The organism is Arthrobacter oryzae (assembly GCF_003634095.1).
Classification (GTDB): domain Bacteria; phylum Actinomycetota; class Actinomycetes; order Actinomycetales; family Micrococcaceae; genus Arthrobacter; species Arthrobacter oryzae.
In genome coordinates this window covers 130,404-154,303 of the sequence record NZ_RBIR01000008.1, presented here as the reverse complement: position 1 = coordinate 154,303, position 23,900 = coordinate 130,404, and the positions used below count along the sequence as shown (strand labels likewise).

The following is a 23,900-nucleotide window of genomic DNA, read 5'->3' as shown; positions in this document are numbered from 1 at the left end:
GGCGCGAAGTGACCCCGCGTTGTTGTTGGCGGGCCTCGGCGCGGGCGGGTTAGCGCTGGCTCCGGTCGCGGACCGAGCCTGCGGTAGCTAGCCCGCGCGGGTTCAGCAGGTTCTGCAGCAGGGCATCGAACAGCGCCGCCGCGTTCTTGGCCGAGTCGCCGGGCCAGTGGTGGATGGAGTGGGCGGCGCCCTGGATCTGCTGCCAGTTCGCCTGCTCCGGGATGTGCGGACTCAGCAGCAGCTGGCCAAACATGGACTCCATCTCCGCCAGCCGGAACGTGTGCTCCGCGGAGCCGCTGCGCACCCGGTTGGCCACGATGCCGGCGGGGGAGAGCTTGGGGGCGAACTCCTGCCGGAACAGCTGGATGGCACGCATGGTGCGCTCCGTGCCGGCCACCGAGAAGAGGCCGGGTTCGGCCACCAGGGTCACCTTGTCGCTCGCGGACCACGCCATCCGGGTGAGCCCGTTCAGCGACGGCGGGCAATCCACCAGGACCAGCTCGTAGTTCTCGGCCCCGGCCAGGACGGCGGAGAGCCGGCGGAGGTCCCGGCGCCCGAGGTCGGGCCGGTCGTAGATGCCGGTATACGCAGAGCCCACCGCCACATCCAGGATGGAGGGGGCGGACACTGACGCTGCGCCGCGGGACGCTCTCGGGCTGTCGGCGTGGCCGTTGGCCCGGGCGTGTTCCACCCAGCCGCTGGGAACCACGTTGTCCGCCAGGCGCGCGCGCCGGGGTGACCTCAGCATCCTGCCGATGTCGAGCTGGTCGTCCGGGCTGACGCCCAGGGCGGTACTGGCATCAGCGTGCGGGTCAAGGTCGACGACGAGGGTCGGGATGCCGGCGGCCAATGCCGCCGACGCCAGTCCGGTGGTCACGGATGTCTTGCCGACACCGCCTTTGAGGCTGCTGATGCTCACTACTTGCACTTGAAAAACCAATACCTAACGCCGGTTGCCGAGACGGGGTCGTGCCGGCCCCTGCGTTCTTCGGAGCCGGGGCGTGCATGCGCCACCCACTCCTCATCATATGTTGATGCTCCGGCGAAACCCGTTTCATCCGGCGCCGGGGCGGCAGAACGCCGCGGACCGGGCGGCGCCAGGGCGCCCGGTAAGGCCGGCGCACTGCCCATCGCAGCGTCCGTGACGCATAATGCTGTGACGGTGACCACAAAGATTTGTGTTTGCCCTTACGGGTCTTGGACACTGTGAGCACTTACCGATACGCCCGCGATGATGCAGGAGAAGTATGTTTTCTAAGATTCTGGTGGCCAACCGCGGCGAAATCGCGATTCGTGCCTTCCGCGCGAGCTACGAGCTGGGTGCCAAGACAGTCGCTGTGTTTCCCCACGAGGACCGCAACTCGATTCACCGCCAGAAGGCCGACGAGGCGTATCTGATCGGCGAAGAGGGACACCCGGTGCGGGCATACCTCGACGTTGATGAGGTGGTGCGCGTAGCCAAGGAATCCGGGGCGGACGCCATCTACCCCGGTTACGGATTCCTCTCCGAGAATCCTCGCTTGGCGCGGGCCGCCAAGGAGGCCGGCATCACCTTCGTAGGCCCTCCGGCGGAGGTCCTGGAACTCGCGGGCAACAAGGTCGCCGCCCTTGAGGCCGCGCGCAAGGCCGGTGTCCCCGTGCTCAAGTCCAGCCAGCCCTCGAAGGACATGGACGAACTGATCGCTGCCGCGGACCAGATCGGTTTCCCGATTTTCGCCAAGGCCGTCGCCGGCGGCGGCGGGCGCGGCATGCGCCGCGTGGACACCCGCGAGGCGCTCCCGGAGGCCCTGCAGGCCGCCATGCGCGAAGCGGACGCCGCGTTTGGTGACCCCACCATGTTCCTCGAGCAGGCCGTCCTGCGCCCCCGCCACATCGAGGTCCAGATCCTGGCCGATGCGGAGGGCAACGTGATGCACCTCTTCGAGCGGGACTGCTCTATCCAGCGCCGCCACCAGAAGGTCATCGAGATCGCCCCGGCGCCGAACCTGGACGAAGGCATCCGGCAGGCGCTGTACCGGGACGCCGTGAAGTTCGCGAAAGCGCTGAACTACGTCAACGCCGGTACCGTCGAGTTCCTTGTCGACACGGTCGGGGAGCGGGCCGGCCAGCACGTGTTCATCGAGATGAACCCGCGCATCCAGGTCGAGCACACCGTCACCGAGGAAGTCACCGACGTCGACCTCGTCCAGGCGCAGCTGCGGATCGCCTCGGGCGAGACCCTCGCGGATCTCGGCCTCTCCCAGGACAGCGTCCAGCTCAAGGGCGCCGCGCTGCAGTGCCGCATCACCACGGAGGACCCCGCCAACGGCTTCCGGCCCGACGTCGGCAAGATTACCGGCTACCGCTCTGCCGGCGGCGCCGGCGTGCGGCTCGACGGCGGCACGGTCTACTCGGGCGCGGAGATCAGCCCGCACTTCGACTCCATGCTGGTCAAGCTGACCTGCCGCGGCCGCGACTACCCGACCGCCGTTGCCCGGGCCCGCCGCGCCCTCGCCGAATTCCGCATCCGCGGCGTGTCCACGAACATCTCCTTCCTCCAGGCCGTCCTGGACGATCCCGACTTCGTCGCCGGGGATGTTGCCACCTCGTTCATCGACGAACGGCCCCAGCTGCTGCGGGCGCGGGTCTCCGCTGACCGCGGCACGAAGCTGCTGACCTGGCTCGCCGACGTGACGGTCAACAAGCCCAACGGCGAACTGACGGTCCACACGGACCCGGCGGACAAGCTTCCGGCGCTCGATAACGCCGCGGCCGCGCCGGGGTCCCGCCAGAGGCTCCTGGAGCTCGGCCCGGAAAGGTTCGCCCAGGCCCTGCGCGCGCAGAATGCCGTGGCCGTCACTGACACCACCTTCCGCGACGCGCACCAGTCCCTGCTCGCCACACGGGTGCGCACCCGCGACCTGGTGGCTGCCGGGCCGGCGGAGTCCAAGCTGCTCCCGGAACTGCTCTCGGTCGAGGCCTGGGGCGGGGCGACCTACGACGTAGCCTTGCGGTTCCTGGGCGAAGATCCATGGGACCGGCTGGCGGCGCTGCGCAAGGCGCTGCCGAACCTCTGCCTGCAGATGCTGCTCCGCGGCCGCAACACCGTCGGCTACACGCCCTACCCGGAAGAGGTCACGGTGGCGTTCGTCAACGAGGCCGCCGCCACGGGCATCGACATCTTCCGCATCTTCGACGCCCTCAACGACGTCAACCAGATGGCCCCGGCCATCCGCGCCGTCCGCGAGACCGGAACCGCCGTCGCCGAGGTCGCCCTCTGCTACACGGCGGACATGCTGGATCCCCAGGAGACGCTCTACACCCTGGACTACTACCTGGAACTGGCGCAAAAGATCGTCGACGCCGGCGCGCACATCCTCGCGATCAAGGACATGGCCGGGCTGCTGCGCCCCGCGGCCGCGGCACGCCTCGTCAGCGCCCTGCGTGAGCGCTTCGACCTCCCCGTCCACCTGCACACCCACGACACCGCAGGCGGCCAGCTGGCCACCCTGCTGGCGGCCGTGGACGCCGGCGTGGACGCCGTGGACGTGGCCTCGGCCTCCCTAGCCGGTACCACCAGCCAGGTGTCCGCCTCGGCCCTCGTGGCCGCGCTGGCCCACACGCCGCGCGACACCGGACTCAGCCTCGCCAATGTCTGTGCCCTCGAACCGTACTGGGAAGCCGTCCGCCGGGTCTACGCGCCGTTCGAATCCGGACTCCCGGGCCCCACGGGCCGGGTCTACCAGCACGAGATCCCCGGCGGGCAGCTGTCCAACCTGCGCCAGCAGGCGATGGCGCTGGGCCTCGGCGAGCGTTTCGAGGCGATCGAGGACATGTACACGGCAGCGGACCGCATCCTCGGCCGCCTCGTGAAGGTCACGCCGTCGTCCAAGGTGGTGGGCGACCTCGCACTGCACCTCGTGGGCCTCAACGCCGATCCGGCGGACTTCAACGAGAACCCGCAGAAGTACGACGTCCCGGACTCCGTGATCGGCTTCCTCTCCGGCGAGCTCGGGGACCCGCCAGGCGGCTGGCCCGAGCCCTTCCGCACCAAGGCCCTGCAGGGCCGCACCGTCAAGGTCCGCGACGTCGAGCTCAGCGCCGAGGACAGCGCCGCGCTCCAGGGCGACTCCAAGACCCGTCAGCGCACCCTCAACCGCCTGCTGTTCGCCGGTCCCACCAAGGACTACCAGAAGAGCGTGGAGGCCTACGGCAACCTCTCGGTGCTGGACACGCGTGACTACCTCTTCGGCCTGCAACGCGGCGCGGAGCACGAGATCGAGCTGGAGAAGGGCGTGCACCTGATCGCCTCGCTTGAGGCCGTCTCCGAGCCAGACGAGAAGGGCATGCGCACCGTCATGTGCACGCTCAACGGACAGTCCCGGCCCGTGGTGGTCCGCGACCGTTCCGTGGTGAGCAACGTCAAGGCCGCCGAACGCGCCGACGCCTCCCAGCCGGGCCAGGTGGCCGCCCCGTTCGCCGGTGCCGTCACGCTGACCGTGAAGACCGGAGACACGGTCAAGGCCGGCGACACGGTCGCCACGATCGAGGCCATGAAGATGGAGGCCTCCATCACCACGCCCGTGGCAGGCACCGTGACCCGCCTCGCCGTCGGCGCGATCGAACAGGTCCAGGGCGGGGATCTGCTGCTCGTAGTTGACTAGCAGTCGAATAGCGGCAGCGGGACAACCCGTAGCCGACAACCCGTAGCACAGGAGAAGGGTCCTTCCGGCCGAAGCTGGAAGGACCCTTCTGTGTCTCGAACAGCAACGCGGGGTCAGATACGGCCCATAAAAGGGCGCCGGATGGGCCGTATCTGACCCCGCGTTGCTTTTAGGCGAGGGTGGGGCGCTTGGCGTTGTACATTTCCTCGATGACGGCGTCGAAGTCCTTGAGCACCTGGGCCCGCTTGACCTTCATGGAGGGCGTCAGGTGTCCGGAGGCCTCGGTGAAGTCGGCCGGCACGATCCGGAATGACTTGATCGCCTCCGCCTGGGACACGGACCGGTTTGCGTGGTTGACGAGCTCCTGTACCGCGGCCTTGACGGCCGGGTTTTCCGCGGCCTCGGTCAGCGACGTCGATGCCGGGAGCCCGTGGCGGCCCAGCCAGCCGGGCAGGGCTTCTTCGTCCAGCGTGACCAGGGCGCCGATGAACGGGCGGTTGTCGCCGACCACCAGGACCTGGGAGACGAGCGCGTCCGCCCGAATCTGGTCTTCGAGCAGGGCGGGGACGACGTTTTTGCCGCCCGCCGTGACAATGATTTCCTTCTTGCGCCCGGTGATGGTCAGGAAGCCCTGCTCGTCCAGCTGGCCGATGTCGCCGGTGCGGAACCAGCCGTCGTCGAAGGCCTCGGCGGACAGGTCATCGCGCCGGTAGTAGCCGCGCATGACGCACACGCCCCTGGCGAGGATCTCGCCGTCGTCCGCGATCCTGACGGCGTTGCCTGGGATCGGGGCGCCGACGGTGCCGATCTTGATCAGATCCGGAGTGTTCACCGTGACGGGCGCCGTGGTCTCGGTCAGGCCGTAGCCCTCCAGGATCTGCATGCCGATGCCCTGGAAGAAGTGGCCCAGCCGTTCACCCAGCGGGCCGCCGCCGGAAACGGCGTGCGAGACCTGCCCGCCCATGGCGGCGCGGAGCTTGCCGTACACGAGCTTGTCGAACACGGAGTGCTTGAGCTTCAGGCCGAGCCCGACCTTGCCGGCCTGCCGGGCCCGGGAATATTCGATGGCGGTGTCCGCGGCGCGGTGGAAGATGGCGCCCTTGCCGCCGTCCTCGGCCTTGGTCAGGGCGGAGTTGTAGACCTTCTCGAAGACGCGCGGCACTGCGAGGATGAAGGTCGGCTTGTAGCTCTGCAGGTCCGGCAGCAGGTTCTTGATGTCCGGGGTGTGGGCCACCGTGACGCCGGCGGCGACCGCCAGCACGGAGATGAAGCGCGCGAAGACGTGGGCCAGCGGCAGGAACATGATGGTCCTGGCCTGCTCGTGGACGATCGTGCCCAGCGAAGTGGCCAGGGCGTTCTCGGAGAGCTCCACGAAGTTGCCGTGGGTCAACTCGCAGCCCTTGGGCCGGCCGGTGGTTCCCGAGGTGTAGATAATCGTGGCGGTATCGGCCAAAGACGCCTGACTGCGCCGGGCCTCAAGCTCGGCGTCGGTGACGGCGGTTCCGGCCGCACGGACCTCGTCCAGGCTGTCGCCCTCGAGCTGCCAGACGTGCCGCAGGGCGGTGAGTCCCTCGGAGGTGGCCGCCTGCCGGATGATGTCCTCGTGGTGCGCGGATTCGCCGAACGCGGCCACGGCGCCGGAGTCCCCGAGGTTCCAGGCGACCTGGGACGGCGAGGAGGTCTCATAGATGGGGACCGACACGGCGCCGGCGAACCAGATGGCGAAGTCGATCAGCGCCCACTCGTAGCGGGTGCGGGACATGATGCCCACCCTGTCGCCCGCGGCCACGCCGCTGGCCATGAGCCCCTTGGCGAGGGCCGCGACGTCGGCCAGGAAATCCGTGGCGCGGACGTCCTGCCACTGGCCCGCCGCGTCCAGCCGCGAGAACAGCGCAGGGTTCGAGGCCTTGGCCGCCTGCCGCACCACGAGATCGGTGACATTGGTGTCCGGATCGGTAGTCACCAGGGGCGGGACAATGATTTCTCGCACGAGAGCTCCTTTGATATCCATAGGCCCGCAACGGGTACGGCTAAGCCTAGTATGCGGTCCCGGGAAGGTGTGGTCTGCGACACCTACTGGCCAGTAACTTTACGTTCAGGCGCGCCGTTCCGCCAGTCCGGGATGCCGGAGGCGCCCGCTGCGGGTTCACACACGCTTGCCTTCGCGGATGTGACGGGCCCGGCGAATAGAATGAGGGACCATGCAGACACCAACACCCGGCCGGCAGCCTGGCCTGCCCCGCCGCGCCGCCGCCTGGCGCGGCCGGACCCTGGCCGGAGCCGCGGCCGTCGCGGCCGGGCACGATATTCGTTCACATCTGCGGCTGGGCCGCAAGGGCCTGGCAATCGGGGTCGACATCGGCGGGACCAAGGTGGCCGCCGGCGTGGTCGATGCCGAGGGCCGGATCCTCAGCCAGGCGAAGCGCTCCACCCCGGGCAGCGATCCGCGGGCCGTGGAGCAGGTCATCGTCGAACTGGTCGAAGAACTCGGCGCCGGGCACCGGATCTGGTCCGTCGGAATCGGCGCCGCCGGCTGGATGGACCTCGACGGCTCGACAGTCCTCTTCAGCCCGCACCTGGCCTGGCGCAATGAACCCCTGCGTGATAATTTGCAGCGGCTGCTGCGCCGCCCCGTCCTGCTGACCAACGACGCCGACGCCGCCGCCTGGGCGGAATGGCGGTTCGGCGCCGGGCAGGGACAAAGCCGGCTGGTGTGCATCACCCTGGGCACCGGGATCGGTGGCGCCATGGTGATGGACGGGCGGCTGGAGCGCGGCCGCTTTGGTGTGGCGGGGGAGTTCGGCCACCAGATCATCATGCCTGGCGGGCATCGCTGCGAGTGCGGCAACCGGGGCTGCTGGGAGCAGTACGCCTCCGGGAACGCACTGGGCCGTGAGGCCAGGGAACTGGCTGCCGCCAACTCCCCGGTGGCCCAGGAACTGCTCAAGGCCGTAGATGGAGACGTAAGCCGCATCACCGGAGCGATTGTCACGGAGCTGGCCAAGGCCGGGGATCCGACGTCCCGTGAACTCCTCGAGGACGTCGGGGAATGGCTCGGGCTGGGCCTGGCAAACCTTGCCGCCGCACTGGACCCCGGGAAGTTCGTGATCGGCGGCGGACTGTGCGATGCGGGCGAGCTCCTCGTGGGCCCGGCCCGGAAATCCTTCGCGCGGAACCTCACTGGCCGCGGATTCCGGCCCGCGGCGGAAATCGAGCTGGCGGCCCTCGGACCCAACGCCGGACTGATCGGCGCCGCCGACCTCTCCCGGGTCAGCAGCCGCATGCACACCTGACGCAGCGGGACTCCGGCTAGACGCGGGCTCCGTCGTCGTTGTCGTCCTTCTCGCTGGGCAGCTTCATGATCAGGAACACCACGGAGACCGCGAACGCGGCCACCATGCCAAGGATGGCCAGGAGCGGGGCCGAACGCCAGAACATGGCCGAGAGCAGCAGCGCGATCGGCCCGCCCACCGCCCCTAACCAGGCAAGGACAGTCGTCGGGTCTGCGTTCGCCAGGCTGGGAGGCTCCTCCGGGACAAACGCGCCGTCGTCGTCGGACTCGTAGTCGCGGGGCCCGGACGTGGTGTCCGGCAGCTCGGCGCCGCCTGCAGCCGCCGGCGTCCCGGAAGCGGGGGAGAGCCGTTCCTCGGCGGAGAGCTCGATCGGTGCGGTACCGGCGAGACCCAGCGGGTCAAAGTCGCGGAATGTCCAGGCCGGCGAGGCGCCGCGGGCGGTGTCTGGTCCTCCGGCGCTGTCCGATCCGCCGGTGCTTCCCCTCCCGCCGGCGGGTCCGCCCCGGGTCGCCTCGTCCCCGGGGGGTCGCACCTCTTCGAGCCTGGCGACAAGATCCAGCCAGACGGCGTCGTCATCGGCGGCCTGCGCATCAGCGGCGGAGGCGTCCTCCGGCTCGTGTTCCAAGGGCTGGTGGTGCGAGGACTCGCGGGGCCCGGGCTCGCCGGGTCCGCGGGGTTCGGGCTCGTGACGCGGGTTGGCGCCCGGGTCAGGGGTGCCGGCCGCGTCGGGCTCGGGAGAAGGCGCGCCTGCGGCGTCAGGATCGGGAGTCTCAGGATCCGGGACACCGGGCTCGGGCTTAGTCATTGGCCGTGTCCTTCCGGCCGGCGGGGGAGCCGCCCGGGCTGGCTGCGGCCGCCACGGACCGGACAAATTCGGCCGTGCCGCTGAAGATCCCGGGCGCGTCGTTATCCATCGTGGCGACGTGGTAGCTGTTTTCCAGCGGGACCACCTCAAGCGGGGCGTTGGTCAACCCGCGGCGCAGGGCCACCATGCTGGACTCGGAGACCACATGGTCCACCGAGGAACGGTAGACCCGGACGGGCGCGGTGACGCGCGGCAGCAGCCGCACGGTGTCCTTGAACATCTTGTTGAGCTCGTGGGCCGCGGCCACGGGCGTCCGTGGATACGCGCCCTCATCGATGTCCGGTTTAAGGATGTCGTTGGCGATCGCCGGGGTGCTCTTGAGGACGAACTTCAAGATGCCGGCCAGCGGGGCGCGCCGGTCATCGATCACCAGGCCGGGGTTGACCACCACCACACCCGCCACGGGGCGGGTCGCCGCGATGCGCAGCGCCAGGGTCCCGCCCATGGACAGACCCGCCATGACCACGACGTCGCATTCCTCGGCGAGCTCGAGGTAGGCGGCGTCCAGGGCCGCGTGCCAGTCCTGCCAGCGGGTCCGGGCCAGCTCCTGCCAGCTGGTGCCGTGCCCCGGCAGCAGCGGCATCCGGACGGCGAATCCGGCACTTGCCAGGGACAGCGCCCAGTCCCGCACACTGTGCGGGCTGCCGGTGAAGCCGTGGGAGACCACGACGCCGGTCCGGGGACCGGTTCCGGTGAACGGGCTGCTGAACGGCGAGTGGTCCGGGAGGATGCTCATAAAGTCTCCGATGGGGCGGTTGGCGGCGTCATGGAGCGGGTGTGCTCAAGGAAGAAGCGCACTGATTCTTCAAAGACTAACGGCGCATCGGCATCCAGCGTTGCAACGTGTCCGCTGTGCGGAAGGCGGACCACCCGGAGCTCCCGGGATCCGAGGCGCCTGCGCAGCAGCTCCAGCGACGACGGCGGGACCACGACGTCGGCGTCCGACTTGAAGACCAGGGCGGGTGCCTGCACTGCCGGCAGTTCCCTCAGCGTCGCGGAGAACAGCCGGCGCAGCTGGTGAACTGCCGCGAGCGGCGTCAGGGAATAGTCGCCGTCGTCGGTGGTGGGCGCCGTGGAATTCTCCTCCCGGACCGGCGTGGTGGTGCGCTGGAAATACTTGAGCAGTCCAACCACCCGGACCCTGCGGTCATAGAAGCTCAGGCCGGGGTTCACCACGGCCACGCCTGCGACCTCGTGGCGGGCCGCGGTGCGCAGGGCGATCGTGCCGCCCATGGAAAGCCCCGCGACGTAGCAGTCGCTGGTCCGCGCGGCCAGGTCAAGGTACGCCGTCTCAAAGCTCGTGTACCAGTCCCGCCAGCCTTGCCGGGCGAGGTCGCGCCAGTGGGTTCCGTGCCCGGGAAGCAGCGGCACCGACACCGCGAAACCCCGGTCGGCCAGGTGCCGGGCCCACGGCAGGACGCTCAGCGGGCTGCCGGTGAAGCCGTGGCAGATGGCCACGCCGGTGCGGGCGTTGGTGCCGTGGCCGGGGTAGCTGAAAGCGGCGGGTCCCGGGGAAGTATGGCTTTCCGTCATGAGCCCATCGTGTCATCCCTGGCGGCAAAACTCACTAGAGTAAGGTGTCCATTGAAGTCCTGGCCGGACCCGGTTCGGGCGGCCGGCCAGCCGCCTTCCCGAGAGGTCACCGAGTGTTTTATTGGTTCATGAAGACGTTTGTCCTGGGACCGGTGTTGAAGCTGTTGTTCCGGCCCTGGGTCAAGGGCCTCGACAACGTCCCGGCCGAGGGTGCCGCCATCCTGGCCTCGAACCACCTCTCCTTCTCGGATTCGATCTTCATGCCGGTCATGGTGCCGCGTCCCGTCGTCTTCCTGGCGAAATCTGAATACTTCACCGGCACCGGGATCAAGGGCCGGCTCACCGCGGCCTTCTTCCGGCTGACCAACCAGCTCCCCATGGACCGGTCAGGCGGTGCCGCGTCCGCGCAGTCCCTGAACGCCGGCATGGACGTGCTCAAGGGCGGTTCGCTCCTGGGCATCTATCCCGAGGGGACACGCAGCCCCGACGCCCGGCTGTACCGCGGCAAGGTGGGCGTTGCCCGGCTCGCGCTGCAGGCCCGGGTGCCGGTCATTCCGGTGGCGATGATCGGAACGGACAAAGTGCAGCCGATCGGCAAGCGCATGCCCAACATCCGGCGCATCGGCATGATTTTCGGCGAGCCGCTCGACTTCAGCCGCTACTACGGGATGGAGGATGACCGGCTGATCCAGCGTTCGGTGACCGATGAGATCATGTATGAACTCATGCGGCTGTCCGGCCAGGAATACGTGGACGAGTACGCCGCCGTGGTGAAACTCCGGCAGACGGGCAAGGCCCAAGAGGCGGCCCCGGTGGAGAACACAGCGCAGGACGCCGAACCGGACACAACGCAGGACGCCGAACCGGACACAGCGCAGAAACCGGTGCCCACAGACCCGGCGGCAGCCCGCGGGCAGGACGCGCCGGCTCCGACAGCCGACGACGGCCCGGAGGCTCCGGGGACCGACTGAGCGGCTGCGCGGATGCCATGTGACGGAATCCGGCATGCGAATGACAGGCGGGGCCGACGAACCCGGATGGGACATCTATCCTTAGAGGGTGACCGAGCTATCTGAGAAACCAGTTTCCCCGCTGACCAGCACCGCCCAGAGCGGAGCCGCCAACTATCCCGGACTGGACAACTGGCGTGAGCTCCCGGCCTCGCAGCAGCCCACGTGGTCCGATCAGGCCGTCTTCGAGGCGTCCGTCAAGGAACTTTCCGTCCTGCCGCCCCTCGTGTTCGCCGGCGAGGTGGACATCCTTCGGGAACGGCTTGCCGCCGCCGCGCAGGGCAAGGCCTTCCTGCTCCAGGGCGGCGACTGCGCCGAGACCTTCGAGGCGGCCACGGCGGACAAGATCAGTGCGCGCGTCCGGACCATTCTGCAGATGGCCGTGGTCCTCACCTACGGTGCGGCCATGCCGGTCATCAAGATGGGCCGCATGGCGGGCCAGTTCGCCAAGCCGCGCTCCTCCAACGACGAAACCCGCGACGGCGTGACCCTCCCGGCGTACCGCGGCGACATCGTCAACGGTTACGACTTCACCCCCGAGTCCCGTGCGCACGATGCCAGCCGGATGCTGAAGGCGTATCACACCTCCGCTTCCACCCTGAACCTGATCAGGGCCTTCACGCAGGGCGGCTTCGCGGACCTGCGCCTGGTGCACCAGTGGAACAAGGGCTTCACCGAGAACCCGGCGAACGCCCGCTACGAGTCGCTGGCCCGCGACATCGACCGCGCCATCAAGTTCATGGCCTCCTGCGGCGCCGACTTCGAGGCGCTCAAACGGGTGGAGTTCTACGCAAGCCACGAGGCCCTCCTGCTCGATTACGAGCGCGCCCTGACCCGCATCGATTCGCGCACCGGACTGCCCTATGACACCTCGGCGCACTTCCTGTGGATCGGGGAACGTACCCGCGAACTGGACCACGCGCACGTTGATTTCCTCTCCCGTGTCCGCAACCCGATCGGCGTCAAGCTCGGCCCGTCGACGAGCGGCGACGATGCCCTGCGCCTGATCGACAAGCTGGATCCGGAGCGGGAGCCCGGCCGGCTCACCTTCATTACCCGCATGGGCGCCGGCAACATCCGCGAAAAGCTGCCCCCGATCGTCGAGCGCGTCACCGCCTCCGGGGCACAGGTCCTGTGGGTCACGGACCCCATGCACGGCAACACGGTGACGTCGCCGAACGGCTACAAGACCCGCAATTTCGACGACGTCATCGACGAAGTGCGCGGATTCTTCGAGGTCCACCATGCGCTCGGCACTGTTCCGGGCGGACTGCACGTGGAGATGACGGGCGACGACGTCGCCGAATGCCTCGGCGGAGCGGACCCGATCGATCAGGAGGCCTTCCTTGACCGCTACGAATCGGTCTGCGATCCGCGCCTGAACCACATGCAGTCCCTGGAAATGGCCTTCCTCGTGGCCGGTGCCCTGGCCAAGCGCTAAACCCCTGCGCTGACCCGCAGCGCTGACTGAAGTCCTGACAAAGAAGGCTCCGCCCGGCTGTACCAGCCGGGCGGAGCCTTCTTTCGTGGGGCCTTCTTTCGTGGGGCCTTCCCTGAGCCGGGTGCGGCTCCGCTCAGACCACGGTCAGCGTGATGACCGAGCCCTCCGGCACGTTCGTGTCCACCGGATCCTGTGCCCGGACTGTTCCGAAGAATCCGCCCAGGATGTTGTCCACCTGGACCGTAAAACCGAGGTCCTCCAGGGCCTTCTGGGCTTCCGAGGCCTGTTTCCCGATGAAACTGGGAACATGGACCAGCTTCGGGCCCTTCGAGATGGTCAGGGTGACCGTTCCGCCCTTGGTCAGGTTGCCCGAGGCGGGATCCTGCGACACCACCGAGCCTTTGGGAACCTTGGGGTCATTGACGGGCTCCGGGGAGACCGCGGCCTTTAGCCCGGCCGCCTCAAGGGCACCCACGGCGTCACCGCGGTCCTGGCCCCGGACATCGGGAACCGGAATGGGCTGCGGGCCCTTCGAGACCGTCAGGCCCACCGGAGTGCCGTGCTTGGCCGGCTTTCCACCGTGCGGCACCTGGGCCAGCACGGTCCCGGCAGGCGCCGACTCATCGTATGTCCCGGTGACCGGCCCTAGAGCCATTTTGGCGCCGTTGAGGGCCTTCTTGGCCTCGTCCAGGGTCTTGCCTGTGAGCTCGGGCAGCGGGAAAAGCTCCGGGCCCTTGGAGACGGCAAGGGACACCGGCTCGAATTTTCGGATGACCTGGCCGGCAGCCGGTTCGGAGCCGACCACCAGGCCCGGCGAGACGTCGTCGTTGAAGACATCCTTGACCGTCGACTGGAACCCGGCGGTCCGGAGCAGCTCCTGGGCCTGGGCAACCGTCTTGTTGGCCACCGGCGGGATCGTTCCGGGCGAGCCCGGTCCCATGCCGAAGAACCAGCCGGCGACGGCGGCGAGCAGCGCCGCGACCACGATCAGGACAATCCACAGCAGCCCGCGGCGTCGGGGGTTCCCTTCGTGCAGGGTCTTGGTCGGCGTGGCGGCGGCGCGCTGCCGCGCCTTTTCCTCGTCCCGATCGAGCCTGCGCTGGGCGCGCTTGCTGGGGGCGGTCGCAACGTCGCCCTCCTCGTCGTACCCGGACCCCGGGTAGGCGACCTCGTCCGGGGTGGACAACGGCCCATACGCAGGACGCTGCGGGGCATTGGACATGACGGTGGTCGGGTTGCCGCTGTTGCGGGCGATCATCTCGGTGGGGCGTTGGAGGCTGCCGTATGTTTCGGTGGGCTGCTGGAGCCGGCCGTACGCTTCGGTGGGCATCTCCGGCGGAGCCGGCACGTAGGCGGTGTCCCGCGCATCCGACGCCGGGTGCGGGCTGCCCGGCGGGGCGGCCGCTGCCGGCAGCGAGCTGCGGATGGCCGCCGGGGGCTGGAGATCGAGTTCGGCGTCGCTGAGGTTGGTCCTGATGTGCCGGAGTTCGGACAAGAGCGCGTTTCCGTCGACGGGGCGCTTGTCCGGATCCCTGTCCGTGCACCACTGGACGAGCTCGTCGATCTCCGCGGCCAGCCCGGGCACCCGCACGGACGGAGCGTCCACCGTGGAATTGACGTGCTGGTAGGCGACCTGGATCGGCACCTCGCCGTCGAACGGCTGACGGCCGGTGATCATTTCGTAAAGCATGATGCCCACCGAGTAGATGTCGCTGCGGGCATCCGCCTGCTTGCCCAGGACGAGCTCGGGGGAGAGGTAGGCGACGGTCCCGATCAGGGCGCCGGTGCTCGTGGACGTTGAGATGGCACGTGCCAGTCCGAAGTCGCCGAGCTTGATCCGCCCGTCGTCTGCTATCAGGACATTTTCCGGCTTGATGTCCCGGTGGATCATGCCGGCGGCGTGCGCGGCGCCCAGGCCCTCGACCACCGGATCGATCAGCGCCAGGGCCAGCCGCGGTGACAGGGCGCCCTTGTCATTGAGGACGTCCCGCAGGGTGTGTCCCTTGATGTACTCCATGACCAGGTAGGCGAGGCGGCCGTCCTCGCCCTGGTCCAGGACGCCCACTACGTGGGGGTGGGACAACCGTGCCGCCGCCTTGGCTTCGCGCCCCAGCCGGTCCAGGAACTGTGGGTCGTCAGCCAGGTGGGGATGGAGCACCTTCAGTGCGACATCGCGCTCAAGGCGCTGGTCCGTGGCGAGATACACGGTGGACATCCCGCCGCGGGCAAGCCTGGATTGAACCCGGTAGCGATTATCCACCAGGTTCCCGACGAGAGCGTCCGACACGTATTCCTGCACTTTACAATCGTAGTCGCTGGACGGAAACGGGCCCGAATCAACATGCGATCCGGGCCCGTAGCCTCACGCTCCGTGGCGCCGGAGCCTGCCCTAAGCGTGCGGTGACGTCTGTTCGGGCGGCTCCTGCGCGCGGCAGGTCAGCCGAACAGCTTCTTGTTGGCCTTGATGGCGGCCACATAAGCCTTGGTGTCCTCGTACATGCCGTGCTGGCTGACCGAGTACTGACCCTGGTAGTAGCCGGCAACGGCAGCGTCCAGGTTCGGGCTCGTGCGGACCAGCTGGCGGATGATCGCGATGCCCGCCGTGGCGTTGTCGTACGGGTCCAGCAGGTTCAGCTTGCGGCCCACCAGGTCCGAGGCCCACGTGCCCGAGGACGGGATGACCTGCATGGTGCCGATCGCGTTGGCCGGCGACACGGCGCGCTGGTTGAAGCCGGATTCCTGAAGGGCAAAGGCCAGGGCCAAGCTCGCGTCCACGCCCATGCGCCGTGCCGTGTCAGCCACGATTGACTTCATCTCTTCGCGGCTGGGGACCGGTGAGGCGTTGAGCAGCGCCTTGTTCTGGTTAGCCGAGGTGACCACTGCGGCCGGGTAGCTGAACCCGAGGAACGAGCTGGGAACCAGCGGCGTGCTGGCGGCCGGCTTGCTCGAGGCCGGTGCAATCGTCGACGCGCCTGGAATGGCGAGTTTCTGCCCCGGGTAGATGATGCTGGAGACCGTCAGCCGGTTGGCGGACAGGACATCCGAGAGCCTGACGCCGTTGCGGGCCGCGATGCCGGAGAGGGTGTCGCCGGCCTTGATGGTGTAGGAACCCGACGGCGTCGACGGCGCCGGGCGGACGGCGGGTGTTGCGGCCGGAGCGGAGGGAACCGCCGTGCTGGACCCGCCAACCTTGATCTTCTGACCGGGGTAGATGATGGAGCCCATGTTGAGCCCGTTCCATTTCAGGACCTCGGAAAGCCCGACGCCGTGGCGCACCGCGATGCCGCCCAGGGTATCGCCCGATTTCACGACGTAGATCCGGCCCGCGCCGGCGGAACTGGCGGAGGCCGGTTTAGCGGCGGCGGAATGCGCGGGGGCGGCCTTGGTAGCCGCCGACGCCGAGCCCGTGAGCTTGATCCTCTGCCCCGGGTAGATCACGGTGTTCGCCTGCAGCTTGTTCAGTGTGAGCACGGCCCTGGTGTCCAGGCCGTAGCGGCCGGCAATGGCGCTGATGGTGTCGCCGCGGGCGATCGTGTAGACGGCGGGAGCCGCCAGCTTCGCCGGACGCAGCGCGCCAGGGACGGTTGCCGGAACGGACGCCGCGGGGATTACTGCCGCTTTGACGGACGTTGCCTCCACCGCCTGGGCTCGCATGGCCGCCGCCAGTGTCGCCGGAACGGCGCGCGGCCGCGGCTCGGCCGCGGCTGGCTGGGCGATCGCCAGCGAGGAAAGCATGACGGCGGGAAGCGCCGCCGTCGTCGCCGCGATCAGCGGCAGGCTGGGCCTCGGGTGGTGCTGTGGCGAACGTGCGGTTGTCATTGGAAAGATCCTCTTCTCAGCGGCAACGCTGCGGTCAGGCCGGTACAACTGGTGTTACCAGTGTGACAAATGTTATAGCTGTTACAAATGTGATCCATGTGAATCTCTCACGAATTAGTAATTAGCACAAGAACTGTTTGATATTCCGTAAACCGGATTTCGGCGTCGTGTCGGCCCAACGGCGCCCCCGGCGGGTCCGCGGTGAGCCGGGCGCGTTCCCGGCCGGGCCGATCGGCGGCAGCCGCGGACGTCATTTCCCCGGCGCCCGACTATGCGGCGGGGCACCCCGCGTGGCAATCTTTATCCGTGAGTAATGTAGAAAGCCTCGTGGGCGAATGGCTGCCCCTGCCCGATGTCGCACAGCTACTGAACGTATCTATTACCAAAGTCCATGCACTGCTGGACGAGCGTGCGCTGGCGGCCATCAGAATCGGTGACCGGCGCATCCGTTCGGTACCGGCGGCTTTCATCCAGGACGGCCACGCCGTGGAGAGCTTGAAGGGCACGATTATTGTCCTCTCGGACGCCGGATATTCAGATGAGGAACTGATCACCTGGCTCTTCACCCCGGACGAATCCCTCCGCGGCCGGCCGATCGATGCCCTGCGCGAAGGGCGCAAGACCGAAATCCGCCGCCGGGCCCAGTCCCTGGCCTGGTAGTAGCCGGCTGACAGCCCTCCCGGCGGACAGCACCCCCAAAGACGCGCCGTTGCGGGCCGTGTAAAGCGCATGCCGCTTTGCACGGCCCGTGGTGTATGGTCCAAAGTCTCTTCGGGCACGGGAAATCCTGCCACCAGACCCGAGCGTGGCCGTGAGCGGGCCGGGATTCCCGGACGCAGGAACTGTTTCGTGGACGCAGGCCTCAGGAGGCGCGGCTGACGGTGGCCTCCGCCAGCTTGCGGAGCGCCGTCTTGGGCAATTCCTCCAACGGCAGCAGGTCCAGGGCGGCGAAGGCAGCCTTCCCGAATTCGTCAATGAGCACTTCCGTCGCCTGGAGCGCGCCGCAGTCCACGATGATCCGCCGGATCTCCTCGATGTCGGCATCGCTCAGATCTGGGCTGCCCAGCTTGGCGTCGATGAATTCCGATTCCGCCGGCGAGGCCTGGTCCAGGGCGAATGCCACCAGTACCGTGCGCTTGCCCTCACGCAGATCGTCGCCGGCAGGCTTTCCCGTAGTGACCGGGTCGCCGAAGACGCCCAGGACGTCGTCCCGCAGCTGAAACGCCTCGCCGAGCGGCAGCGCGAAGGCGGAGTAGCCGCGCAGCAACTCATCGCCTGCGCCGGCCAGGGCCCCGCCCAGGGCGAGAGGGTGCTCTGTGGAGTACTTGGCCGACTTGAACCTGATGATGGACTGCGCCCGGCTGACCGCCCCGGCCCGGTCGCGCCGGGGCCCGGCAACTTCCTCCAGGATGTCCAGATACTGCCCGGCCATCACTTCGGCGCGCATGAGGTTGAAGATCAGCCGCGCCGGGCTGCCGGAGGCCGCACGGTGCCCGATCTCGGTGAAGGACTCCTCGCTGAAGGACAAGCAAAGATCGCCGGTCAGGATGGCGGCCGCGTGGCCAAATCGCTCACTGTCCAGCGCCCAGCCCTGGGTCTCGTGCAGGTCACTGAAGCGCCGGTGGACGCTCGGACCACCCCGGCGGGTATCCGAGCGGTCAATGATGTCGTCGTGGATCAGGGCCGCGGCCTGGAACAGCTCCAGGGCCGAGCCTGCCGTCACCACCTCGGCGGCGCCGGCCTCGCCGCCAGCGCCGCGCCACCCCCAGTAGCACATGAGGGCACGGAGGCGCTTGCCGCCCGTCACCAGGTTCGAGATCGAGCCCATGAGCGGATCGATGTCCTGCGAGATTGCGGACATCACGGCCTGCCGGCTGGTCAGGAAATCCGTGAGCTGGCTGGCCACAGAGGCGACGAATGCCGCCTGCTCGAGCCGCAGCTGTTCAGCGAGTGTCACTTGACGGACTCGGCAGCGACATTCGCGCCGATCGTGAACGTGGAGACGCCGCCGGTCTCCATGATGGAGATGTTGACGGTCTCGTTGTCCCCGCGCAGGAAGTCCTTGGAGGGCACGGTGCCCACGGCGTCCCCGGGCACGGCCTTGAAGCCGTGTGCCCCGAGCCCCTTGGTGTAGAACGCCAGGACGTTGGCTGCCGGGGCACTGATGCTGCCGACGAGGGCCACGGTGGCCGGCACCGTGGTCTTGTCAAAGCTGGACGACACCACCTTGGCCCCGGGCATCAGCGGCAGCAGCGTCTGCGGGAAACCGGGAACCAGGGCACCGACGGTGGCCGAGGTGCCGGGCTCCGCGGACGGGCTTGGCGGCGCCGTGGTGGAGGACTGCGGCGATGCGGCCGGGGTCGATGCCGACCCCGCCGCCGGAGTTCCGGTGCTGGCAGGTGTGCATGCGGCCAAGGCCAATAACGTGCCTGCCGCCGCGATGGCCGCTGCGGCACGTTTGCGCTGTCCAAATACCTTCACAGGGATTTTCCTCCTGGTGTTGAAGCGGAATCAGCCTCCAGTTTAGTCAGTCTCCGGGCATAGGATTGAAGACGTGGGGCCGGACGCAGACAAACAGCAGAGAGCGCAGCCGACCATGCCCGCCAAACTGCAGCCCCAGCTCCCGGGCGAGCGCCATCTCCAGCCCGCTGGGCGACTGAGCGAGGACGCACTGCGGGAACTGCGGCGCAGCAGCATCATGCACGTGGATATGGACGCGTTCTTTGTCTCGGTGGAGCTGCGCAGCCGGCCCGAGCTCAAGGGAAGGCCCGTCATTGTGGGCTATCCGGCGGAGCGGTCCGTGGTGCTCTCGGCCTCCTACGAGGCCCGGGCCTTCGGCGTCAGATCAGCGATGCCCATGGCGGTAGCAGCGCGCATGTGCCCTTCGGCCGTCATCATCGAGCCCCGCCACAAGCTCTACTACGAAGTGTCCGGCCAGATCATGGCCATCTTTGGGTCCATCACCGATCTCGTGGAGCCGCTCAGCGTTGACGAGGCCTTCCTCGACGTCGGGGGAGCCATCCGGCGGCTGGGTGCGCCGCAGGAGATCGGAGAGCTGATCCGGGCCCGCGTTTTCCGGGAACTGGGAATCACGGCCTCGGTGGGAATCGCTGCCAGCAAGTTCGTCGCCAAGATCGCTTCCACCCGGTGCAAACCCGACGGGCTGCTGCTGATCCGGCCCGAGGAGACCGTTCCGTACCTGCATAGCCTTCCCGTCAGCGCACTGTGGGGAGTCGGCGGCAAGACCGTGGAAGTTCTGGCCCGGAGGGGGATCCGGACGGTGGCGGATGTCGCGGCCTCGCCGTTGCCCTCTCTGCGCAAGCTCCTCGGCGCCGCGGGGGAGCACGTCTACCGGCTCTCCTGGGGCATCGATCCGCGGCCGGTGACCCCGGTCCGGCTGGAAAAGAGCATCGGGGCCGAGGAGACGTTTGCCACGGACACGGCGGATGACGCCCTGCTGCATCGGGAACTGCTGCGGCTTTCACACCGTACTGCGGAACGCCTCCGCGGCGCCGGAATGCATGCCCGCACCGTCGCCCTCAAGCTTCGATACGCGGATTTTTCCACCATCACCCGCAGCCGAACCGTGAGCACCCCCATCGACAGCGCCCAGCTTCTCTATGCCGTCGCCGTCCAGCTCCTGGAATCCGTCGGCGACCGGCCCATGACAGTCCGGCTCGTGGGCATCCGGGCCGAACAGCTGGACGTGGCCGCCGAAGCCCCGCTGCAGCTCAGCCTGGACCGCCGGGACGACAACTGGCGTGCCGCCGAACAGGCCCTCGATGCGGTCACCCGGAAATTCGGCAATAAATCCGTTCTGCCGGCGCGCCTTCTGGATCCGGGGGGAGACGCCGAATAAGCCGCCGGGCTCTTGCCGGCGTCAACCAGGCACCGTTTAGGCGCTTTGCGGCGCCGTTAAGCCTCAGCAGGGAATGACAGGGCCTTAAGACTGTCTTTCAGAACGGGCCGCGACAATCTATCCTTATTAATACCTAGGTTTAGGACGACTGGATCGACCACACGGGCAACGACCTAGCCAGCTGAAGACCTGAACGGGACTTTTGAATTGCCCCTTTTCGCCAATGACGGCGATGGGGAACCACTTCGGAATCCCGGGCGTTAGGGGATTAGGGCAATGGCCGCGTCGCGCTGCGACGATGGCAGACTTGAGGAGGTCGTGATGCCGCTCTCGGAGCACGAACAGAAGTTGCTGGAGCAACTTGAGAAGCAGCTGCATGAAGACGATCCCAAGTTTGCCAGCTCCATGGGATCGGTCCCCGGGCGATCCTGGTCCACCCGGCACTTGGTGATTGGCGTTCTAGCTACGCTCGCAGGGGTGCTGTTGCTGTTGGTGGGTGTGTCGATGCAGAACATCTTTGTCGGGGTCCTGGGCTTCGTGGTGATGGGCGCCGGCGTGTATTTCGCCACCATGCGCAGTTCGGCAGTGGGAAAGGCCAAAGCGGCCGGCGGACGCAAGCCGGGGAAGCCGCGGAGTTCGTTCATGAGCAATCTTGAGCAGCGCTGGGATGAACGTCACAGGGGCGAACCCTAAACGTCTCCACGAGGGGTTCTGTGAGCCCTCCACTTTCCGCCACCGGCCAATCCGGGGGGGCAGCGCGAGACCCGCTTCGGCGGGTCTTTTGCCATTTAAGGCGCCATTTTCCAGGTCGCCGGCTCCCATAATGGCCACGCCAAGGAATTACTCCGCGCCTGCGCCGGCCCTCCTGCCCGGCGGGACAGCCGTGATCGCCGCGGGCACACAAAAACGCTCCACTTTCCACCACCCCTGCCAAATCTCTGCAAATGCTGGGAAGAAAGGGGATAAACATCCGCAAATTTGTCTAAACATCCCGGGCGTGTCGTTGACTGTGGAGCGATGTGGAGTAATGTGGAGGACGTAAGAGGGTAGTGGCAGCACAGGGGACGTTGGACTTCCTAGAACAGACAGGCGGTGGGCCGTGTTTCTCGGCACACATTCGCCGCGTCTGGACGAAAAGGGTCGAATTATCCTCCCAGCGAAGTTCCGCGAGGAGCTTGCCAGCGGGCTGGTTCTCACAAGGGGCCAGGAGCGTTGCATCTACGTCTTCAGTGAGGCGGAATTCGGCCGGGTTCACGAGCAGATGCGGGAGGCTCCAATTTCCTCCAAGCAGGCCCGTGACTACATCCGCGTTTTCCTCTCTGGAGCCTCGGACGAGGTACCTGACAAGCAGGGGCGCGTGACGATTCCGCCAGCGCTCCGGGAATACGCAGGTCTTGGCCGGGAACTCGCCGTCATCGGCGCAGGATCCCGGGCGGAGATCTGGGACGCCCAGGCTTGGAGTGAGTACCTGGCCGAAAAGGAAACCGCCTTCTCGGAAACCGACGACGCCATCCCGGGGATTCTCTGAATCCCCACTGACCACCAGCACACACGTTCCTTGATCGAGATCTCCAGCCGCCCATCCGGTTGCTGTCCTGGCTCACTTCCCCGGAGCCAGGCCGGCGCAGGGTAGGCGCGGATGGGGATCTGGACCAAGGAACGTTGCGTAAGAGCATCAAACAGCAAGGTGCAACCACCACACTCGCCGACGGAAGGACGAAGGCATGACTGATCCCGACCAGGCGAAGCCTACGTCCGAACGCCATGTACCGGTCCTCAAGGACCGGTGCATCAATTTGTTGGCCCCGGGGTTCGACGCCGCCCGCAGCCGCGGCGAGACTCCGGTGGTCATCGACGCAACGCTCGGCATGGGCGGCCACTCGGAGGCCCTCCTCCAGCGCTTCCCCGATCTTCACCTGATCGGCATCGACCGCGACGAGGAAGCACTGGCCCTGGCGGGGGAGCGGCTGGCGCCCTTCGCCAACCGGACCGACCTCGTTCACGCCGTCTACGACGAGATCCCGGAGGTCCTCGAGGACCTGGGCTTCACCGAAGTGCACGGCGTGCTCATGGACCTGGGCGTCTCGTCCCTGCAACTGGACGAGCGGGAGCGGGGCTTCGCCTACTCCTTCGACGCGCCGCTGGACATGCGAATGGACACGAGCCGCGGCCAGACCGCCGCCGACGTCGTGAACAACTACAGCGAAGAGGACCTCGTCCGGATCATCCGGAAATGGGGCGAAGAAAAGTTTGCCGGCCGCATCGCCAACAGAATTGTGGCCGCGCGCGCCGAGAAACCCTTCACCACCACCGGGGAACTCGTAGAACAGATCCGCTCGGTGGTGCCCGCCGGTGCCGCCAAGTCCGGCGGCCACCCCGCCAAACGCACCTTTCAGGCACTGCGGATCGAGGTCAACGAGGAACTGGACGTCCTGGAGCGCGCCATCCCGGCGGCCATCGAGGCCATCGCCGTGGGCGGCCGCGTCGTCGTCATGTCCTATCACTCCCTCGAGGACAAGATCGTCAAGAGTTTCTTCCAGGCAGGATCGAAGTCCTCGGCCCCGCTCGGCTTCCCGGTTGAGCTCGAAGAGCACAAACCCGAACTCAAAACCTTGACGAAGGGCACTGAGGTGCCCACCGCCGACGAAATAGCAGAAAACCCCCGCGCAGCTTCCGCCCGGTTGCGCGCCGTCGAACGCATCAAAGCCAGGAGAGCAGCATGAGCTACGCCGCAGTCAACAGCTACCCCGTTGCCCAAGGCGCGACCGCCCGCGCCCTGCCCGGCGTTCTCCCCGGCACGGGTCCGGCCCGGAAGTCGCGCACCCCGCTGTCGCTGGTCCGCTCGGCCCCCCGCAAGCGCCGCGCGCCGTTCGTCGTCCTCTGCTTCGGCCTCCTGGCGATTGCGCTCATGGCCGTGCTGGTCCTGAACATCTCCGTCTCGTCCGCGCAGTACCAGCTGGTCCAGCTCCGCAGCGAGCAGACCACCCTGACGAAGCAGAACCAGGACCTCACCCAACAGGTGCAGAACTTCGATGCCCCGCAGAACCTCGCCGCCAAGGCCACGGAACTGGGCATGGTGGCTTCCCTCGCCAAGGGCCAGATCGATCTCTCCACCCTGAGCGTCACGGGCAAGGCGAAGCCGGCCGTGAAGGGCGACGCTCCGGGTTCGGTCATCGCCGCGCCCGCCGTGGCCGGACAGCTCACCGTCGTTCCGCCGGCCACGGAGAACGAACCGCTCGCCCAGCACAAGCCGGCAGACACCAAGCCAGCCGACACGAAACCGGCCGACGCCGTGCCGGCCCCGGCAGCTGCCGCCGCTGCCAAACCCGTGCAGCCCGCGGCCCCGGCCGTGGAGCTCCACGGCGGATCGGTTCCGGCCCCCGCGCAGAAGGTGCCCGGGCAGTAACCTCCACTGACCAACCACCAGCACAGCAAGC

At 67.8% G+C, this 23,900-nt stretch carries 19 protein-coding genes; 10 read left to right on the top strand and 9 right to left on the bottom strand.

What is annotated here, in order from left to right:
* Positions 1-49: 49 nt before the first annotated feature.
* Complete coding sequence (locus C8D78_RS16165) at positions 50-928, bottom strand: ParA family protein (protein ID WP_120954885.1); 879 nt, start codon at positions 926-928, stop codon at positions 50-52.
* 319 nt (positions 929-1,247) lie between these two features.
* Between C8D78_RS16165 and C8D78_RS16160 the strand changes: the two genes are divergently transcribed.
* On the top strand, positions 1,248-4,643 hold the full coding sequence (locus C8D78_RS16160) for a pyruvate carboxylase (RefSeq protein ID WP_120954884.1): 3,396 nt from the start codon (positions 1,248-1,250) through the stop codon (positions 4,641-4,643).
* Positions 4,644-4,812: 169 nt separating this feature from the next.
* On the opposite strand, the gene C8D78_RS16155 is transcribed toward C8D78_RS16160, so the two are convergent.
* Positions 4,813-6,633, bottom strand: a complete 1,821-nt coding sequence (locus C8D78_RS16155; RefSeq protein WP_120954883.1) for an AMP-dependent synthetase/ligase — start codon at positions 6,631-6,633, stop codon at positions 4,813-4,815.
* A gap of 211 nt (positions 6,634-6,844) precedes the next feature.
* Here C8D78_RS16155 and C8D78_RS16150 point away from each other — a divergent pair, with 211 nt between their 5' ends.
* On the top strand, positions 6,845-7,936 hold the full coding sequence (locus C8D78_RS16150; protein ID WP_120954882.1) for an ROK family glucokinase: 1,092 nt from the start codon (positions 6,845-6,847) through the stop codon (positions 7,934-7,936).
* 16 nt (positions 7,937-7,952) lie between these two features.
* On the opposite strand, the gene C8D78_RS16145 is transcribed toward C8D78_RS16150, so the two are convergent.
* From C8D78_RS16145 to C8D78_RS16135, 3 genes are read right to left on the bottom strand one after another with little or no spacing between them, the layout of a single operon-like run.
* Positions 7,953-8,741: a hypothetical protein gene (locus C8D78_RS16145; RefSeq protein WP_341867124.1), complete on the bottom strand. Its 789-nt coding sequence runs from the start codon at positions 8,739-8,741 to the stop codon at positions 7,953-7,955.
* Positions 8,734-9,537, bottom strand: coding sequence for an alpha/beta hydrolase (locus C8D78_RS16140; protein WP_120954881.1), 804 nt, complete (start codon positions 9,535-9,537; stop codon positions 8,734-8,736). Before C8D78_RS16140 ends, C8D78_RS16145 begins: the two co-directional genes overlap by 8 nt.
* On the bottom strand, positions 9,534-10,334 hold the full coding sequence (locus C8D78_RS16135; protein WP_120954880.1) for an alpha/beta hydrolase: 801 nt from the start codon (positions 10,332-10,334) through the stop codon (positions 9,534-9,536). The genes C8D78_RS16140 and C8D78_RS16135 overlap by 4 nt, the downstream gene beginning before the upstream one ends.
* 113 nt (positions 10,335-10,447) lie before the next feature.
* Here C8D78_RS16135 and C8D78_RS16130 point away from each other — a divergent pair, with 113 nt between their 5' ends.
* Positions 10,448-11,305 carry a lysophospholipid acyltransferase family protein gene (locus C8D78_RS16130; RefSeq protein ID WP_120954879.1) on the top strand — a complete coding sequence of 286 codons (858 nt, stop codon included), beginning with the start codon at positions 10,448-10,450 and terminating at the stop codon, positions 11,303-11,305.
* A gap of 88 nt (positions 11,306-11,393) precedes the next feature.
* On the top strand, positions 11,394-12,785 hold the full coding sequence (locus C8D78_RS16125) for a class II 3-deoxy-7-phosphoheptulonate synthase (RefSeq protein WP_120954878.1): 1,392 nt from the start codon (positions 11,394-11,396) through the stop codon (positions 12,783-12,785).
* A 133-nt stretch (positions 12,786-12,918) separates the two neighbouring features.
* Here the strand turns inward: C8D78_RS16125 and pknB are convergent, their stop codons facing one another.
* Both pknB and C8D78_RS16115 read right to left on the bottom strand, forming a co-directional pair.
* A complete protein-coding gene (gene pknB, locus C8D78_RS16120) occupies positions 12,919-15,084 on the bottom strand; it encodes a Stk1 family PASTA domain-containing Ser/Thr kinase (protein ID WP_167467933.1) in 2,166 nt (721 codons plus the stop codon).
* Positions 15,085-15,221: 137 nt separating this feature from the next.
* Positions 15,222-16,604, bottom strand: coding sequence for a lytic transglycosylase domain-containing protein (locus tag C8D78_RS16115; protein WP_120954877.1), 1,383 nt, complete (start codon positions 16,602-16,604; stop codon positions 15,222-15,224).
* 306 nt (positions 16,605-16,910) lie between these two features.
* Here C8D78_RS16115 and C8D78_RS16110 point away from each other — a divergent pair, with 306 nt between their 5' ends.
* The gene (locus tag C8D78_RS16110; protein ID WP_120954876.1) at positions 16,911-17,264 is read left to right on the top strand and encodes an Rv2175c family DNA-binding protein; all 354 of its coding nucleotides are present in this window, start codon (positions 16,911-16,913) and stop codon (positions 17,262-17,264) included.
* A gap of 202 nt (positions 17,265-17,466) precedes the next feature.
* Here C8D78_RS16110 and C8D78_RS16105 read toward each other — a convergent pair whose 3' ends face one another.
* Positions 17,467-18,561, bottom strand: coding sequence for a polyprenyl synthetase family protein (locus C8D78_RS16105; RefSeq protein WP_120954875.1), 1,095 nt, complete (start codon positions 18,559-18,561; stop codon positions 17,467-17,469).
* Entirely contained in the window at positions 18,558-19,085 is a 528-nt protein-coding gene (locus C8D78_RS16100) for a RodZ family helix-turn-helix domain-containing protein (RefSeq protein ID WP_120954874.1), read from the bottom strand. Before C8D78_RS16100 ends, C8D78_RS16105 begins: the two co-directional genes overlap by 4 nt.
* A 217-nt stretch (positions 19,086-19,302) precedes the next feature.
* Here C8D78_RS16100 and dinB point away from each other — a divergent pair, with 217 nt between their 5' ends.
* From dinB to ftsL, 5 genes are all read left to right on the top strand, one after another.
* Positions 19,303-20,463, top strand: coding sequence for a DNA polymerase IV (gene dinB / locus C8D78_RS16095; RefSeq protein ID WP_120954923.1), 1,161 nt, complete (start codon positions 19,303-19,305; stop codon positions 20,461-20,463).
* A gap of 321 nt (positions 20,464-20,784) precedes the next feature.
* Positions 20,785-21,156, top strand: coding sequence for a DUF3040 domain-containing protein (locus tag C8D78_RS16090; protein ID WP_120954922.1), 372 nt, complete (start codon positions 20,785-20,787; stop codon positions 21,154-21,156).
* A 406-nt stretch (positions 21,157-21,562) separates the two neighbouring features.
* On the top strand, positions 21,563-21,991 hold the full coding sequence (gene mraZ, locus C8D78_RS16085) for a division/cell wall cluster transcriptional repressor MraZ (protein WP_090956633.1): 429 nt from the start codon (positions 21,563-21,565) through the stop codon (positions 21,989-21,991).
* 196 nt (positions 21,992-22,187) lie between these two features.
* Positions 22,188-23,186 carry a 16S rRNA (cytosine(1402)-N(4))-methyltransferase RsmH gene (rsmH, locus tag C8D78_RS16080; protein WP_120954873.1) on the top strand — a complete coding sequence of 333 codons (999 nt, stop codon included), beginning with the start codon at positions 22,188-22,190 and terminating at the stop codon, positions 23,184-23,186.
* A complete protein-coding gene (gene ftsL, locus C8D78_RS16075) occupies positions 23,183-23,869 on the top strand; it encodes a cell division protein FtsL (RefSeq protein WP_120954872.1) in 687 nt (228 codons plus the stop codon). The genes rsmH and ftsL overlap by 4 nt, the downstream gene beginning before the upstream one ends.
* The last annotated feature ends 31 nt before the right edge of the window (positions 23,870-23,900 follow it).